The sequence below is a fragment of the Marinobacterium sp. xm-m-383 genome (assembly GCF_013283255.1).
In the GTDB taxonomy this organism is placed as follows: Bacteria; Pseudomonadota; Gammaproteobacteria; order Pseudomonadales; family Balneatricaceae; genus Marinobacterium_E.
Genome location: NZ_WBYT01000001.1, coordinates 431,152 through 448,367 on the forward strand (window position 1 = coordinate 431,152; position 17,216 = coordinate 448,367).

At 48.2% G+C, this 17,216-nt stretch carries 16 protein-coding genes; 10 read left to right on the top strand and 6 right to left on the bottom strand.

Annotated elements, in window-relative coordinates:
• Positions 1-4: 4 nt before the first annotated feature.
• Positions 5-1,531 (top strand): FMN-binding glutamate synthase family protein, encoded by a 1,527-nt coding sequence (locus XMM383_RS02060; protein WP_173482495.1) that lies wholly within the window; start codon positions 5-7, stop codon positions 1,529-1,531.
• An 87-nt stretch (positions 1,532-1,618) separates the two neighbouring features.
• Entirely contained in the window at positions 1,619-3,016 is a 1,398-nt protein-coding gene (locus XMM383_RS02065; RefSeq protein ID WP_173494434.1) for a dihydrolipoyl dehydrogenase, read from the top strand.
• Here XMM383_RS02065 and XMM383_RS02070 read toward each other — a convergent pair.
• Complete coding sequence (locus tag XMM383_RS02070; protein WP_173480940.1) at positions 3,013-3,405, bottom strand: hypothetical protein; 393 nt, start codon at positions 3,403-3,405, stop codon at positions 3,013-3,015. The two genes, XMM383_RS02065 and XMM383_RS02070, sit on opposite strands and share 4 nt — an antisense overlap.
• Positions 3,406-3,562: 157 nt before the next feature.
• Between XMM383_RS02070 and XMM383_RS02075 the strand changes: the two genes are divergently transcribed.
• From XMM383_RS02075 to XMM383_RS02095, 5 genes are all read left to right on the top strand, one after another.
• Positions 3,563-4,180, top strand: coding sequence for a TetR/AcrR family transcriptional regulator (locus XMM383_RS02075; RefSeq protein ID WP_173494435.1), 618 nt, complete (start codon positions 3,563-3,565; stop codon positions 4,178-4,180).
• Complete coding sequence (locus XMM383_RS02080) at positions 4,161-5,138, top strand: MDR family oxidoreductase (RefSeq protein ID WP_173480942.1); 978 nt, start codon at positions 4,161-4,163, stop codon at positions 5,136-5,138. Before XMM383_RS02075 ends, XMM383_RS02080 begins: the two co-directional genes overlap by 20 nt.
• Positions 5,139-5,141: 3 nt before the next feature.
• Positions 5,142-5,756 (top strand): DsbA family protein, encoded by a 615-nt coding sequence (locus XMM383_RS02085; RefSeq protein WP_173483959.1) that lies wholly within the window; start codon positions 5,142-5,144, stop codon positions 5,754-5,756.
• A gap of 111 nt (positions 5,757-5,867) precedes the next feature.
• A complete protein-coding gene (locus XMM383_RS02090; protein ID WP_173480944.1) occupies positions 5,868-6,308 on the top strand; it encodes a YeeE/YedE family protein in 441 nt (146 codons plus the stop codon).
• Positions 6,308-6,778, top strand: coding sequence for a YeeE/YedE family protein (locus XMM383_RS02095; protein ID WP_173480945.1), 471 nt, complete (start codon positions 6,308-6,310; stop codon positions 6,776-6,778). Before XMM383_RS02090 ends, XMM383_RS02095 begins: the two co-directional genes overlap by 1 nt.
• A gap of 7 nt (positions 6,779-6,785) precedes the next feature.
• Here the strand turns inward: XMM383_RS02095 and XMM383_RS02100 are convergent, their stop codons facing one another.
• Positions 6,786-8,615, bottom strand: coding sequence for an ABC transporter ATP-binding protein (locus XMM383_RS02100; protein ID WP_173494436.1), 1,830 nt, complete (start codon positions 8,613-8,615; stop codon positions 6,786-6,788).
• A 122-nt stretch (positions 8,616-8,737) separates the two neighbouring features.
• On the opposite strand from XMM383_RS02100, the gene XMM383_RS02105 reads away from it, so the two are divergent.
• The 3 genes from XMM383_RS02105 to XMM383_RS11840 all read left to right on the top strand — a co-directional run bounded on the left by XMM383_RS02105 (position 8,738) and on the right by XMM383_RS11840 (position 11,457).
• Positions 8,738-9,364: a TetR family transcriptional regulator C-terminal domain-containing protein gene (locus XMM383_RS02105; RefSeq protein ID WP_173482499.1), complete on the top strand. Its 627-nt coding sequence runs from the start codon at positions 8,738-8,740 to the stop codon at positions 9,362-9,364.
• Positions 9,365-9,440: 76 nt separating this feature from the next.
• On the top strand, positions 9,441-10,097 hold the full coding sequence (locus tag XMM383_RS02110) for a response regulator transcription factor (RefSeq protein ID WP_173494437.1): 657 nt from the start codon (positions 9,441-9,443) through the stop codon (positions 10,095-10,097).
• Position 10,098: 1 nt separating this feature from the next.
• Positions 10,099-11,457, top strand: a complete 1,359-nt coding sequence (locus tag XMM383_RS11840) for an ATP-binding protein (protein WP_173494438.1) — start codon at positions 10,099-10,101, stop codon at positions 11,455-11,457.
• A 1-nt stretch (position 11,458) separates the two neighbouring features.
• On the opposite strand, the gene guaD is transcribed toward XMM383_RS11840, so the two are convergent.
• From guaD to XMM383_RS02135, 4 genes are read right to left on the bottom strand one after another with little or no spacing between them, the layout of a single operon-like run.
• A complete protein-coding gene (gene guaD, locus XMM383_RS02120) occupies positions 11,459-12,745 on the bottom strand; it encodes a guanine deaminase (protein ID WP_173482501.1) in 1,287 nt (428 codons plus the stop codon).
• The gene (gene xdhC / locus XMM383_RS02125) at positions 12,742-13,521 is read right to left on the bottom strand and encodes a xanthine dehydrogenase accessory protein XdhC (RefSeq protein WP_173480951.1); all 780 of its coding nucleotides are present in this window, start codon (positions 13,519-13,521) and stop codon (positions 12,742-12,744) included. The genes guaD and xdhC overlap by 4 nt, the downstream gene beginning before the upstream one ends.
• The gene (gene xdhB, locus XMM383_RS02130) at positions 13,518-15,794 is read right to left on the bottom strand and encodes a xanthine dehydrogenase molybdopterin binding subunit (protein WP_173494439.1); all 2,277 of its coding nucleotides are present in this window, start codon (positions 15,792-15,794) and stop codon (positions 13,518-13,520) included. The genes xdhC and xdhB overlap by 4 nt, the downstream gene beginning before the upstream one ends.
• On the bottom strand, positions 15,791-17,182 hold the full coding sequence (locus XMM383_RS02135) for a xanthine dehydrogenase small subunit (RefSeq protein WP_173494440.1): 1,392 nt from the start codon (positions 17,180-17,182) through the stop codon (positions 15,791-15,793). The genes xdhB and XMM383_RS02135 overlap by 4 nt, the downstream gene beginning before the upstream one ends.
• Positions 17,183-17,216 lie beyond the last annotated feature (34 nt).

Genomic DNA, 17,216 nt, shown 5'->3' on the forward strand with positions numbered 1-17,216 from the left:
GTATATGGGTATTATTACTGGTTTTTTTGATTTCATTCTGAGCTATCTACCGGGCGTTATCCTTCTGATTTTTGTCTCTGGCCTTATCTTGCTTTATGTCAGTGATCGTCATCAGGTTGACCACACCATTCGTCGTAACTACCCCGTTGTTGGGCGACTACGTTACATGTTTGAGGAGATGGGCGTCTTTTTCAGGCAGTATTTCTTTGCTCAAGATCGTGAGGAGATGCCCTTTAACCGTGCCGATAGAACTTGGGTTTATCAGGCGGCTAAGCAGGAATCTACTCTTCAAGCCTTTGGTTCTACGCGCCTTCAACATGAAGGGGATGTTCTCTTTGCGAACTCGGTCTTTCCCTACACGGGCAATGAAGAGCCTCAACAACAGGTATTTGGCCCCTACTGTCCCAACCCCTACGCCACAGACAAGGTGTTTCATATTTCAGGTATGAGCTTTGGTGCTATTTCAAAACCCGCTGTCAAAGCGCTCGTTGCAGGCGCACGTGAAGCCGGTATTTGGATTAACACGGGTGAAGGAGGAGCTTCCACAGAGCATCTTCAAGGTGGAGCGGATGTGGTCTACCAAATTGGTACCGCAAAGTATGGCGTACGTAACTCAGATGGCTCATTAAGTGAAGAGAAGCTGAAGGTCGTTGCAGAAAACTCAAATGTGAAAATGTTTGAGATTAAGCTCTCTCAGGGCGCCAAGCCCGGTAAAGGCGGCATACTCCCGGCTGACAAAGTGACTGCTGAGATTGCTGCACAGCGAGGCATTCCTGAGGGTAAAGCCAGCATTTCCCCGCCTACCCATCAAGAAATTCAGAATTATGACGACCTTTACAATTTCATTAGGCACGTCAGATTAGTGACCGAAAAACCCGTAGGCATCAAACTCTGTGTGGGTAATATTTCAGAGTTCAGGGAGATGCTTACCGCCTTAACGAGTAGAGCTTCGGCGGCTGCCGCAGATATAGCTGATAGCCAATCAAAGCAAAGCGCGTTTGATGATGTGATTAACGCCTATGCCCCTGATTTTATCACTCTAGATGGGGGTAACGGCGGTACAGGGGCAGCGCCCATGTCTCTTATCGATGCCGCGGGTATGAACTTGCAAGAATCACTCCCCTTAGTCTCTAACATTCTGACTGAGTTAAACCTAAAAGAACGGATAAAATTGGTCGCCTCAGGCAAGTTGATTACTCCTGTTGATGTAGCTTGGGCCCTTTGTGCCGGTGCAGATGCTGTCACAACAGCCCGAGGCTTCATGTTCTCGTTGGGATGTATACAAGCTTTGCAGTGTCATAAAAACTCCTGTCCAACCGGAATCACGACGCATGATAAGCGACTTCAAGCGGGTCTAGATCCCGTCAACAAATCAGTTCGTGTTGCTGCTTATGCTAAAGAGATGCACAAAGAGCTTGAGACCATCGCTAAGAGCTGTGGGGTCTCTTCCCCCTCTAAACTGAGCCGAAAAAATGCTCTGATCTACACCTCTAATCAACACGCTAAGCCAATGGATGAAGTGTATCGATAGTTTTTGACCTGATATTGATTTTGATCATACATCTAATCCTTGATACACATTAGAATTATCTAATATTAATCAATTAAAGGGATTTTTATGTCGAATCGCAAAGTCGATACCGTCATCATTGGTGCTGGAACGGCTGGTTTATACGCTCTTTCAGAAGTCAAAAAGAGCGGTCGTTCCTGGCTGTTGATTCAGGGTGGTGAAGATGGAACCACTTGCGCTCGCGTTGGCTGCATGCCTTCGAAAGTACTGTTAAAAACCGCTGAGTTATTCAGTAGTAGAGATCAGTTTGAAAGCCAAGGTATTTTAGGCAGCTCGCATCTTGAGTTGGATCCTGTCGCTGTAATGACGCACCTTAGGAAGATGCGCGACATGTTCACAAATGGTGTACGCGGACGCACCACTGAGAGAATGGATGATAACCATTTAATCCGTGGTTATGCTGAATTCACAGGTAAAAATAGCCTTAGGGCTAACGGCCAAGATATCACGTTTAATAATGCTATCGTCGCTACTGGGTCATCCCCTGTTATACCTAAACCTTGGCAGGACTTTGCTAACCTATACACGACAGACACTTTTTTTGAGATCGAGAAACTCCCCTCATCAATTGCCATCATAGGGATGGGTGCTATAGGCCTAGAAATGGGTCAAGCTTTAAGTCAATTGGGTGTTCGTGTTGCAGGTTTTGATCAAGCTCAAACGGTTGCCGGAATTCAAGATAATGAACTACTCGAGGATGCACTAGAATCACTATCCACGTATTTCCCAATCCACCTTGGGGAGCCCGTGACCCTTAATCAAAATGATTCTGGCGGTGTAAATGTTGCATGCAACGGCATTGAAGAGTCGTTTGATGCGGTCTTGCTCGCACTGGGTCGACGCTCAAACAGTTTGAAAATGAACCTTGAAGCAGCGGGAGCAGCTATCTTAGATGGACAGGTGAGCTTTAATGAGCAGACAATGGGCGTCGAGGGTACATCACTTTATATTGCAGGTGATGCAACCTCAGAACGCGCGGTTATGCATGAAGCTGCTGATGAAGGTCTGATTGCAGGCTATAACGCTAATCAAACAACCGCTAAAAGGTTTAAACGCAAAACAGCGCTTGGCATTGTCTTTACACAGCCAAACATTGCACGTGTCGGCAATTTAGTCGAGGATGAAACGACTCTCTCTTCTCTCGTTAAACTGACAGCTAACGGGCGAGCAAAGGTTAAACACGCCACTGTTGGCGGTATAAAGATAATCGCAGATAGAGAGACAGGGACTATTAGAGGGGCCGAGATTGTCTCGGTTGATGGTGAGCATCTGGCCCATTTAATGGCCTGGGCGATTGAGCAAAAACAGACAGCAATGCAGCTATCCAAAATGCCGACATACCATCCTGTGGTCGAAGAGGCTCTATCAGCCTGTATCGACTCACTCACTCATCAATTAAATCCTAACAAGAGCATAGCCGAGCAAAAATTAAGCATTTTGGATTAATGGGTTGTTCTATGCAGTTCAGATACCCTCTCCTCTAAGGTTTGGGTATCTATCTGCATCAACAGATCCCAGCTTAAGCGGCGGTACTTGTAAGTCGGTAGTTTAAAGCCATATTCATCAAGAATGTGCCCATTCATAATCGATGGCTGTGAGCGGTAGTCGGCCCATATTTTACCGGGGCAGTTTGGATCAAAACGAAAATTGATCTGAAGTGCGAATTTCGCTCCCTCGCCATTCACCCATGAAGATATAGTCGTCAGGATATCTTTACCATCTTCATCGATCTGCTCCGTGATCCATACATCGTTCAGGTTACATTGGCTGTTAGTTAAGCTATCAACATTAAAAACCGCTTGATCCGTTAGCGACTCACAGATTTGTCTATTCATAATGCACCCTTAAATTCGTCCAATATCTCTGTTGATCTATACAACCCATCAACTAGCAATCAGCGTGCCAACTTTAATTATTTAAAGAGGACTAGAACTGATTGACGCTCTAGACCGTTCGGTCTAGTATGGCTAAAAATTGGCTATACACTTTGCTATGAATGACTTAAGCGCTAAAGAGAAGCTGTTACGAATAGGCACCGAGTTAATGACCTCACAGGGTTTTGCCTCAACGCCGCTCGACAAGTTACTTAAACAGTCCGGGGTACCAAAGGGCTCTTTCTATCACCACTTTGGTTCTAAAACTGGCTTTGGGTTAGCGGTAATCGAAAGTTACAACGAATTCTTTAAGCATCAACTGAATAAGCAGTTTCTAAATGCCGATCTATCCCCTATTGAGCGATTAAAAGCCTTTGTTACCTCCGCCGCTAATGGAATGCAGAAGTACAACTTTCAACGCGGCTGTTTGATTGGCAATTTAGGGCAAGAGATTAGCGCGTTGGATAATGATTTTCGTAATGCGATTGAATCGATTTTTAATCAATGGGCTGATTTAACAAGTGATCTATTTGAGCTAGGTAAACACGCGGGACAAGTTGTTCGAAGTGCCGATTCTTCTCAACTCGCTCAAGCGTTTTGGATCGGTTGGGAAGGTGCTGTGTTGCGAGCAAAACTTCAGCAGTCAGCCACCCCGCTCTACCTGTTTTTTAATCAATTTATATCCAGTCGAACCTTTCTAGAGGAGTATCCATTCGATGAAAGCCATTCTCATTAACAAAGACGAAACAGCTGGTTACACCTGCAAACTCTCTGAGGTAGATGAAGCGCAGCTTCCAGAGGGTGATGTTCTGGTGCAAGTTGAGTACTCAACCCTTAACTATAAAGATGGTTTAGCCATTACGGGTAAAGCGCCTGTAGTCCGCCGCTTTCCAATGGTTGCCGGAATTGATTTTGCAGGCACCGTTATCGAAAGCACAAACAGTCGTTTCCAAGCCGGCGATCAAGTCATTTTGAATGGCTGGGGTGTTGGCGAAACCCACTGGGGTGGTCTAGCAGAGAAAGCGCGAGTGAAAGCCGATTGGCTAATCAAGAAACCTGAAGCACTCAGCGCAGCCCAAACAATGGCCATTGGCACGGCAGGTTACACTGCAATGCTCTGTGTACAAGCGATTCAATCAGCAGGTATTACACCCGAGTCGGGTACGGTGCTGGTGACGGGTGCCAATGGCGGTGTCGGTAGCTTTGCGCTTCGCATTTTGAAACAACTTGGGTACACCACCTGTGCATCAACAGGACGCCCTGAAGAGGCTGAGTATCTTAAATCATTGGGCGCATCTGAAATTATTGATCGTGCCGAGCTCTCTGAGCCGGGCAAACCTCTGCAAGCTGAACGCTGGGCAGCGGTTATCGATAGCGTGGGTAGTCATACTTTGGCGAATGCCTGTGCTCAAACCCAGTGGGGTGGCGCTGTGGCTGCCTGTGGCCTGGCACAGGGCATGGATCTGAAAATGACCGTTGCTCCGTTCATCTTGCGCGGGGTATCGCTTTTGGGTGTCGACAGTGTGATGCAACCTATCGCTCAACGTGAATTCGCTTGGGCGGCTCTTGCAGAGATTATCAATCAAGATGATCTTAACACCATGACCAACGAGATCACTCTAGATCAGGTCATCGAAACAGGGGCTGCTCTACTGGAAGGTAAAGTGCGTGGCCGCGTTGCAGTGAAGATTTAAAACATGGAAAACAGATCACTCATCTATGTTATGGACCCGATGTGCTCCTGGTGCTGGGCCTTTTCAAAGACGTTAGATAACTGGCTGCAACAGCATCCCGATCTCGACGTACTTTGGGTGATGGGTGGTCTGGCACCAGACTCTGATGAGCCTATGCCGCAATCGATGCGTGAGGCGATCGCATCGACCTGGCAACGGATTGAGTCTCAAACAGGTACTCGCTTCAACTACGATTTTTGGACTCGCAATACACCAAGACGTTCAACCTACCCTAGCTGTCGAGCCGTCATAGCGGCAGGTGAGCTTCATCCAGAGGGTCGGCAATTGATGAGCCAAGCCATTCAAAAGGCCTACTATTTGGATGCTAAAAACCCCTCTGAAACAAGCACCCTGCTTGAGTGCGCAGAATCGATTGGGCTTGATGCTAGCCAGTTCGCTGAATTACTCAGCAGCGATAGGATAGAATCAAAACTGAACAGTGAACTGGAGTTTTGTAGAACCCTTGGCATTCAAGGATTTCCTGCCCTACTTCTGGTCAACGACGAGGCGGTAATACCCTTAGCCTTAGGTTATTCAACCCTCGATAAAATCGAGAAGCGTTTCCGAGAGACGCAATAAGCGTTCAATATCATCTAAGACTCTAACCCTTTAATCTACCAAACTTCTAGCTAAAACGACTCATCTCCATTAGCATTATCGATCGCGAAATTTCAGACTCTTTTATTACCCATGGAAATTATTAATTTCACACCTTACAGTGCACTCCTTGGTGGTGCCTTAATTGGCCTGTCGGCTGCCGTTCTTCTGCTTTTTAAAGGGAGGATAGCGGGTATTTCAGGGATAGCCGGTGGTGTTATTCTTCCCGAAAAAGGTGATATCCCATGGCGTATTCTATTTTTAGTCGGCTTAGTTGTAGGCGGTGTGCTTTACCAATTATTTGGCATCTCACCTGGTGTAGAGAGCATTCAGCCCGTTACTGGAAAAGTGGGTTTGATCCTTGCCGGTCTTTTGGTCGGCATCGGCTCAGCACTTGGCACTGGCTGTACCAGCGGCCATGGCATATGTGGTTTGGCTCGTAGAAGCTTTAGATCTCTTGTAGCAACGCTGATCTTTATGCTGACAGCGATGATAACAGTGTTCATTGTTCGCCATCTTGTAGGGGGCGCTTAATGAACATTAAATCCTTACTAGTCGCTTTGATATCAGGCACCCTATTTGGTCTTGGTCTCTCTGTAGCCCAGATGATCGATCCCGCCAAGGTGGTCAACTTTCTTGACGTTACAGGGCAATGGGACCCCTCATTAGCCTTTGTCATGGCAGGAGCCTTAGCTGTAAACATAGTGGCTACACCCTTGATTCTAAAGCGAAATAAACCGGTCTGCGACACACTATTCAGAACACCACTTAAGGAACAGATTGATCGCCGCCTGATACTTGGCGCGGCTCTGTTTGGCGTGGGTTGGGGAATCGCTGGCTACTGCCCAGGACCAATGATCACCGCGGTCAGCTTTGTTAACAGTGATATTTTGATCGTGTTAACAGCTTACGTTATCGGCACACTGTTAACACGCCTGTGGATGCGCAAACGAGAATCACACCTGTCTGAGCAAGAGCGACAAGCTCAATCCTGTATTGAGTAGTAGATATTTACTCTATACCCAGGAAACCGCCGGTTTGATGGGCCCAGAGTTGCGCATAGATCCCACCGGAATTGAGTAGCTCTTGGTGTGTCCCCTGCTCCACAATTTGCCCTTCATCGATCACAATCAGTCGATCCATTGCTGCAATGGTTGATAGACGGTGCGCAATGGCGATGACGGTCTTACCTTGCATCAATTGGTAAAGACTCTCTTGAATAGCGGCCTCCACTTCAGAGTCCAAGGCGGACGTTGCTTCGTCTAGGACCAAAATAGGCGCATCTTTAAGCAGCACACGCGCGATGGCGATGCGCTGACGCTGCCCGCCGGACAGTTTGACGCCACGTTCACCCACTTGCGCATCCAAACCACGATTACCCTCAGGGTCTGTTAGGTCATTAATGAACAGATCCGCTTGAGCCTGCTTTAAGGCTTTCAACAGCTCCTCCTCACTGGCATCAGGGCGTCCATAGAGAATGTTCTCGCGAATCGTTCGGTGCAGTAGAGATGTATCTTGAGTGACCATGCCAATCTGCGCTCGAAGCGTGTCTTGCGTCACATCGGTAATGTCGACACCGTCAATTTTAATCTGACCAGAATGCAGGTCGTAAAACCTCAACAGAAGATTGACCAGCGTTGATTTACCGGCACCTGAGCGCCCCACAATACCGACTTTCTCTCCCGGATTGATGTGTAAGCTCAATTTATTCAGCACAGGCTTTTCGACATCATAGTTGAACTGAATCGCATCAAACTCAATCTCGCCATTCACGAGCGCCAATTCAGACGCGTCAGGCTTGTCAATGATATCGATCGGTTTAGAGAGCGTTCTCATGCCGTCAACTGAGCTTCCGATATTCTCAAACAGCATGCTGATCTCCCACATAATCCAGTGAGAGATGCCACTTAATCGCAGAGAGAGACTCACCGCGATCGCTATCGCACCCACTGTAACAATTGAGTCTGACCAGAGATAAATGGAAACGCCGGCAACACTAAAGGTCAGAAGGTAATTGATGAGGTTAACCAGCACGTTAAACCCGGTCCCTAAGCGCATTTGGCTGTAGACCGTTTTTAGGAAGCCATCCATGCTCTCTTTGGCATAATCTGACTCACGCTGAGTGTGGGCAAACAGCTTTACCGTGCTTATGTTGGTGTAGCTGTCGACAATACGGCCTGTCATCACTGAACGAGCATCGGCCTGCTCAGTCGCAACCCGCTTTAACTTAGGAATAAAAAAGAGTTGAATGCCGATGTAGCAGATCAACCAAACCAGCATGGGAATCATTAGGCGCCAGTCTGATTGAGCCACCAGCACCAACATACTGATAAAGTAGACCAGCACATAGACCATCACATCCAAGAGTTTCATCACTGCTTCCCTAACGGAGAGCGCTGTCTGCATCACTTTGGTCGCTATACGACCCGCAAAGTCATTCTGATAGAAGCTGACACTCTGTTTAAGCAGGTATCGGTGAGACAGCCAGCGAATCGCCATTGGATAATTACCCAACAGGGATTGGTGCATCACCAAAGAGTGGATTAGCGTTAGCAACGGGAACAGGATCAATAGCACAGCTGCCATCATCCAGAGTTCTGAGCTCTTTTCAGAGAGCAACTCAGCTGGTGTCATGGTCGAAATCCAGTCAACCAAATCACCCATAAAACTGAATAGAACCGCCTCTAGAATCGCAATGGAAGCGGTACTTAACGACAGGATTAACAGCGGAATCTCAAACCCTTTGGTATAAAAACGCATGAACGCAAACAGCGTTGAAGGGGGCTGTAATTCACCCTGTTCTGGGTAGGGCTGAGTAAAACGCTCAAAGAGTCGAAACACAGTAAAAACCTTAAGCTAACAGATTGAGATCGGTAAAAACTTGACCCACAAGATCAAGTCGTTAGAGTAACAGAACAGCCCATCAAACGGGTGGTATTTATACCCTTCAGTAGAGATCTACTATGAACCAAGATTCAAACACCGGCGCCATTCGTCAACGTAACCGCCAACTCATTATTAACGCTGCGGTACGTGAATTTGCCCAAAAAGGATTTTCAGGCACCACCGTTCAATCCATAGCGGATAGAGCCGAGCTTCCAAAGCCCAATGTACACTACTACTTTGGCTCTAAAGAGGCTCTCTACCAAGAGGTGTTAACACACATTCTTTCACTTTGGGATGGATCCCTCGATCTACTGGTCGCCGAAGATGATCCTAAAGCCTTCATCACGGAATATATCTCTAAAAAGATCACCTTTTCACGCGAAAACCCAGAAGCTTCGCGTATCTTTGCAGCGGAAGTGATCAACGGCGCACCGCATATGAAAAAACGCTTCGGTAAGCAGTACCATGAGTGGTTTACCGGCCGTTGTGACATCATCAAACAGTGGCAATCAACAGGCAAGGTTAATCCTGACCTCTCTGCAGAGCATCTACTCTTTATCATCTGGGCATCTACCCAACACTACGCCGATTACGAACTTCAAGTGAAAGCCGCTCTGGGGCAAAGACGACTCAATTTAGAGGTCTATGATCAGGCTGAGAAAACGCTAACGGCATTGGTTCTTGCAGGTATGCAGATCAGCTAAACGCCTTAGTTAAGGTTGTTTTCATTCTCTTTTGGCCCAATAACCAAATTGAGCATTCACTACCAGGGAGCTGGCCATGCGCGTACTACTCGTCGAAGATGAATTGGCATTAGCTAACGCTTTAACAGAGCATCTGGAGCTGTCAGGCATGGCAGTTGATGGTTTCGATCATTTGCGCCAAGCCGAAACCGCTCTACTAACAACAGAGTACGATATTGTTCTTCTCGATCTACAGCTGGTAGACGGCGATGCCATCCCATGGCTTAAAAAGCGTCGCCAAGCAGGCCTTACAACCCCTGTCATCATCCTGACAGCGCGTGATCAAATCAGCGATCGAATTGCCGGTCTTGATGCCGGTGCCGATGACTATGTGATCAAGCCTTACGATTTGGATGAGGTCAATGCCAGAATTCAGGCGGTAACACGCCGAGGAGCCGGATTAGCGACCAATGCGGTCACCTTTGGTCGAATCACAGCCGACCTTCAAAAACACTCACTGCAGGTCGATGAGCAAGATGTCGAGCTGACAGCTCGTGAGTGGAGTATCTTAGATACACTGATTAAACGACCCGGACACATTGTCAGCAAAGAGCAGATCGAAGATCGTCTCTACGCCTTTGGACATGAGGTAGAGAGCAATACCGTCGAGGTCTATATCAGTCGCTTACGTAAGAAACTGGGTAAAGAGCTGATAAAAACGGCACGTGGCCTTGGCTACCGTTTAGAGGCCTAGCGTGTTTCTAAAACCCAAAACCTTAGCCGCTCAGCTCGGTGTACAAATTGCACTGAGCTTGGTGCTGGTTTGGTTATTGGCAACGGTGGTCGCGCTATGGGTACTCGTTAAAGAGCTCAATTCAACCTACGATCAAAGCCTAAAAGAGACCGCACAACGCGTTTTGCCCCTCGCTATATCCGACTACCGACTTAACCAATTCGGTCTGCTTGATCTAAGACCTGAGCTAAGCTTACTGGGCACGCTCAATCTAAGCGTTGGTCCAAGAATTTTGGGTGATCAACCTGAATACCTAATGTATCAACTGCGTGACTTTAAGGGGCGAATACTGGTGCGTTCGAATAATGCGCCGATGACGCCAATGCTTGATAGTTTGCAGACAGGCTTTACCCATGGCAAAAATTTCAGCATCTACACAGCCTCATCGCTAGATGGTCGCTACCATCTCCAGGTCGCCGAGACCGTCGATCACCGCTACGGCGTCCTATTTGATACCGCCCTGCTCTTTTTACTGGTCTTTACCATTGCGCTACCTTTGAGCGTTTTGCTGGTCTACATTGCAGTGAAACGACGTCTAGTGCCCGTTCAACAATTTGCTGAGAATATGGCAACCCGCGGCGGCAGCAATCTAGAGCCGATGGCACAAGCCGAACTCCCAGAAGATTTTACAGAGGTGCAAAAGGCTACCAATGCTTTGCTTGAACGACTCAGAACAGCACTGCTAGCTGAACGTGAGTTTGCGGCCAACAGTGCGCATGAGTTAAGAACCCCACTGGCTGTAGCGTCCGTTCAACTGCAGAGACTCTCTGATGAGCTTGGTTCGACGGATCAAGCTGAGCGACTAAAGATTGTTCAATCCAGCTTAGCACGCCTAACTCGTCTGATTGATAAGCTGCTTCAATTAGCGCGTGCCGAATCGGTAACCCTATACAAGGGTGAGCCAACCAATCTTGAGCTCATCGTTAAGATGATTGCTCGCGAGCTAGACCCTCGTAATGATCGAGTCGAAATCATCAGCGAATCACCGCCCCTGTTAGATATCGATCCTGACGCCTTAGCCGTCATACTCAGTAACCTAGTCGAAAATGGCTTGAAGTATGCGCCTAATGAGAGCCCCGTCATTATTCGATTAGAGTCGAACGGTGCCTTTAGTGTTGAGAATTTGGCACCCGATTTAGCGCCAGAAGATCTAAACGGATTGAAGCAGAGATTTGTTCGCGGTAATCAGCGATCGCAACCAGGCAGTGGTTTAGGCTTGGCCATAGTCGGTGCTATGGTTGATCAGTTAAATGGCGAACTGGATTTAAATATTGCTGGAGAAGGTCGCGGCAAGCGTTTGATAGTAAAAGTAAAGATATAACCTAAAGGGCAGGCTCGCCCATCACATAGGTCTGTGCGATTGATCGATCATCCCCCAGAATAGAGAGTGCAAATAAGACATCTTCAATCTGATCAGCCCGTTTCATCCGCTCTTCGATCACCGGTGTAGAGGCCAAGTCGAGCAACACCATATCGGCCTCAAACCCTTCTGCTAAAGCGCCAATTCGATCATCCAGCCCCAATGCCTTAGCACCGGCCAGAGTGGCCATATAGAAGGCTTCTAAAGGTTTAAGAAGATGTCCCGCCATCTGCTGAATTTTATAGGCGTCACCTTGGGTGCTCAGCATAGAGAGCGACGTACCACCCCCAACATCAGTACCCATAGTCACATTAACGCCAGCCTGTTGCAGACGCTTCAAAGGAAATAACCCCGATCCTAAGAAAAGATTGGAGGATGGGCAGTGACAAATAGCGGAGCCACAGTCATGAAGACGTTGCATCTCAGCGTCATTGAGGTGAATGCCGTGAGCAAACACCGAACGATCGGTCACGAGTCCAAAGTGATCATAGGTATCTAAATAGCCCTGGCGATCAGGAAATAACTCCCCTACCCATGCGATCTCATCGACATTCTCAGAGAGATGGGTGTGTAGGTAGACATCACTATTCTCTTTCATTAGAGCACCAGCGACCTCTAATTGCGCGTCGGTCGATGTGGGTGCAAAGCGAGGTGTTACCGCGTAACCCAACCGTCCACTACCACGCCATTTGTCAATTAACGAACAGGAGTCGTCATAGGCCGATTGAGGGGTATCACACAGATCATCTGGTGCATGCCGATCCATTAAAACCTTGCCGCTGACCATACGTAGATTACGACGTAGGGATTCTGCAAAAAAGGCATCCACTGAGTTAACCGAAGAGGTCGCAAACACCAGGGCGGTTGTCGTTCCGTTCGCCAATAACTGGTCGAGAAACCGTCCAGCCTGCTCTGTCGCGTAATCAATATCGCGATACTTTAATTCCACAGGGAAGGTGTATCGATTCAACCAATCCAACAGTTGAGTCCCGTAGGCACCGATCATTTCAAGTTGTGGGTAGTGAACATGGGTATCGATAAATCCAGGAATCAGTAGATGCCCAGGACGATGCTCGATTTGAAGATCAGAGGGGATATGCTCTCTTAAATCAGTGTAACTGCCTACCCGTTTAATCAATCCATCGACTATCCAGATAAGCCCATCTGAGTGATAGAACCACCCTTCATCATCTTTAGGTTGAGAAGTACAACTCAGGATCTGACAACGTAACGCCCAGGATTGACTCATAATTCACCCCGCTGTTGCTGCAGCCGAGTCATGACATCAGCCGCAACCGAAATCGCAATCTCTACCGGCAATTTAGTATGCAAATTCTGCAAGCCTATAGGCGAGTGAATGGAGTCAATGATTTCCTGAGAGATACCCCGCTGAGCAAGACGCTGTCTGAATTTCAATGCCTTAGTTTCTGAGCCTATCATGCCAGTATAGGTCGGCAGACCTCCATCGATAGCTGCCAGTAGAAGATCCAGATCCAGTTGATGATCATGGGTCATAATCAACATCCATGCATCATTCGGAATATCTCGCGCCACATCAATGGGATCACGTTCAATGCGGGTCACACCATCTGGAATAGGCTGAACAAAGAGCTCATCTCGGTCATCCACCCAGTTAACGGCAAAATGCAGTTGCGCGAGCAGAGGCACTAACGCTTGAGCTATGTGGCCGGCACCAAATAGGTAAAGAGGCTGTAGAGAGGTATTAAAAACCTCAAACAGCACCCTAACCTCTCCACCGCAGCACTGCCCAAGATTACCGGCCAGAGTGTACTCAAGTTCGTGCAGACCATCTTTCTGCTCTGTCAGTAGCTGTCGTGCGAATTCAATCGCCTGATGCTCAAGATTACCCCCACCGAGTGAATCCACCGTGGCGTTACTGGTGACCAACATCTTGGCACCTGACGAACGTGGACTGGAGCCTCTCTCACCGACCTGTGTGATTAAAACAACCGGTTGCCCCCGCTTTAACAGCTCAGCAAGTTTGTAGCTCCAACGTTGAATCACAGAGAGTCCTCAAGGGTAGTAATGGCGTTTAAAATGGCCTCAGGGGTTGCCGGTGCATCTAAGGTAGGCGATATACCATAGCCGGAAACACTCGAAATTGCATCGCGAATTGCACACCAGACAGAGATGCCAAGCATAAAGGGTGGCTCACCGACTGCTTTAGATCTTGCTATGGTTGCCGCACTGTTCGGTTTATCCAGCAGTTCGATACTTAGCTTAGTGGGTCGATCACTAATCGCTGGGATCTTATAAGTAGCTGGGGAGTTTGTCAGTAGACGCCCTTCGTCATCCCACTTAAGCTCCTCACTGGTTAACCAACCCGCTCCCTGAATAAACCCTCCCTCTATCTGACCCTTGTCCAAGGCTGGATTCAATGAGTTACCCGTATCGTGCAATATATCGACACGCTCGATATGAGTGGCGCCCGTTAATCGGTCAATAATGACCTCCGAACAGGCGGCCCCATTAGCGTAGTAGAGAAATGGGTTGCCTTGTGCAGAAGCTCTGTCATACCAGATATTGGGCGTTTTGTAGAAGCCTGTGGCAGAGAGCTGAACACGATCCATATAGGCCGCTTTTACAGCCTCGGCAAACGTGATTGAACTGGCACCCCAGCTCAACAGCCCCTGTTTGAATTCAATCTCTTCGGCATTAATCGATTCGCGATTGGCAATGAATTCTGCAATCCGACTTTTCAGTGTGGTCGCTGCGTCATGGGCTGCCATACCATTCATGTCGCTACCGCTTGAAGCAGCCGTCGGTGACGTGTTGGGAACCTTGTCAGTTCGAGTGCTGCTCATCTTCACTCGATCGATCTCAATGCCCAATACTGAGGCAACCACTTGAGCCACTTTAGTGTAAAGTCCCTGCCCCATCTCAGTACCCGCCTGACTGACCAGAACGGAACCGTCTGTATAGATGTGAACAAGCACGCCCGCTTGATTGAGATGCTTAACAGTAAAGGAGATACCAAACTTCACCGGGGTTAACGCCAGCCCTTTAAGATAACGAGATGAAGCTAAGTTATGTTTAGCTATTTTCTGACGACGACGGTCATAGTCAGCACTCTCTCTAAGGCGGGTCATGATCTCCCGCAGCGTTGTTCCGTCGACGGTTTGACCATAGTGTGTCTGCTGACCTGAATAGAGGTTCTTAAGCCGTGTATCTAAAGGATCCTGTTTACAGTTGCGTGCAATATCATCCAACATCGCTTCAGCGGTGATGACCCCCTGAGGCCCGCCAAAGCCACGAAACGCCGTGTTAGAAACCTTATCGGTTCGCCAACGCTCACCAGTGATTTTTGCAGCCGGGTAATAGTAGGCGTTGTCACTGTGGAACATCGCACGATCCACAATGGCATCACTCAAATCTGGAGAGCAGCCACAGTCGCCATTAATGTCAATCTGTACCGCTTCGATTTGACCATCACTACGGAATCCCACTTGATATTGGTTAATAAAGGGGTGTCGTTTCCCCGTTACCGTCATATCAGTTGATCTAGGTAGACGAAGTTTTACCGGTTTACCTAGCTTGTGCGCCGCCAGTGAGGCTAAACAAGCCCAAGGCGCTGCCTGTGTCTCTTTACCGCCAAAAGCGCCTCCCATGCGTCGTACTTCAACAACCACCTCATGAAATGGAAGGCCCAACACTTCAGAGACTAGGGTTTGCACCTCAGTTGGGTGCTGAGTAGAGCAGAGAAGATGAATACCTCCCTCCTCTGTTGGCACTGCCAAAGAGGCCTGCCCTTCAAGATAGAGATGTTCTTGACCGCCAATTCGCAATTCACCAGAGAACTGATGTTCAGATCTGTCCATTGTGGACAGATCGCCTCTCTGCATCACATGAGGAGGACGTACTCGATACGCCTGGGACTTGGCCTCTTCAATAGAGAGGATTGGCTTAGACTCTTCGTATTGAACCTCAGCCAATAATGCCGCAGAGCGAGCTTGCTTCTCATCCGTAGCCACCACAAGAAAGATCGGTTGACCGTGAAAAAGCACGTCGCCATCCACTAAAAGTGGGTCACCCGGAAAGACAGGACCGATATCTTTGATTCCAGGAATATCACTGGACGTCAGCACGGCAATAACACCTGGAGCCTCTTGCACTGCACTCAGATCCAAAGATAACAGACGGCCTCGGGAGATGGATGCTTGCCCGATGGCAGCAAACAGGGTGCCTTCAGGTAAGGGAGTATCATCCACATATCGTGCTCTACCCGTCACATGCAACAACGCACTGTCGTGAGTGACTGAAACGCCTACAGGTTTCATACAGACTCCTTCGCACTGATTAGATGGAAGTGAATGACACGGGCACAGGCTTTGAGGCGATAATCAGCGCTGGCCCTGAGGTCTGATAGAGGTGTTAACTCGCCTAACGCATCAGTGACCTGATCCAGGGTAATGGATGAGGGTTCTTTACCTTCAAAAGCAGCCATCACACCCAGTGCCAAAACCGGAGTGGCCGCCATACCTCCTAACCCTATTCGCAAAGAGGTTAACTGTCCCTCATGCATGGTGTAATGAGTCGCTACAGCAACGGCAGAGATATCATCATCCAGACGTTTGGATACCTTCTCAAAATGAACCTGGGCCTGATCACCAAGGTTGAAGTTAATCTGACTGATCACCTCATCCGGACTCAACGCTGTCTGTTTATAGCCTAAGAAGAAATGTTTTAGTGCAACCCTGCGCTCTTGGTGAACAGAGTTCAAAACCAACTCTGTATCTAAGGCGAGCATCAACGGCGCCAAATCACCAATTGGAGAGGCATTTCCGATAGAACCCCCCAAGGTCGCGCAATTACGGATCTGTTGTGACGCAAATCGACTGAGCAACTGATCAAGAGCATGAAAACCAGACGCTTTTGCCTGATTTTTAATTCGACTCAAAGAGACCGCTGCACCGACTGACCAGTGCCCAGCCACAAGGGTTAACTGATTTAAGCCGGCAACCCTATCAGTACTGATAAGCGTCTCGACCTGTTCAAGCCCCTGAGTCGCCCGCAGCATCCAATCAGTACCACCGGATAACAAAATGGCCTCTGGATGCTCCGATTTCAATTCACAAAGGGCTTCTAATGTTCGAGGTTGATGGAAACCGACAACGGATGCCGTTGAGTTTTGTAGCTGCTTCAGGGAGTTGATTAACTCAACTTCACACTGAGCAAATCGATCTTGGCTGCAATCGGCCAATTGAACCGCTTTAACAATGGGTGAATAGCCGGTGCATCGACAAAGATTGCCGCCTAGGGCTTCATCGATCGCCTCCACATCAGGATTGGATTCGTGCTTTTTCAATGCAAGTGCAGAAAGAATGAACCCTGGGGTGCAAAATCCACACTGCGATGCGTGCTGCTCTATAAATGCCTGTTGCAGTGGGTGTAGATCATCGCCTTGCGCTAGATCTTCAATCGTAATCAGCGCTTTACCAGCCAACTCAGCAGCCGGCATCAAACAGCTATTGACCGCCTCATACTTAAGCCTTTTATTATCATCTAAAGAGACAAGCACAACCGTACAGGCACCGCAGTCACCAGAGGCACACCCCTCTTTGGTCCCTGTGAGACGTTTAGATTCACGCAGGAATTCCAATAGAGTCTCGGTATTGGAAAGCGGACTATCCTGCTCAATGGAACCATTTTTCCAGTAACTGATCATATGAATGCTGCCTGAAGGGTCATATATAATAGAC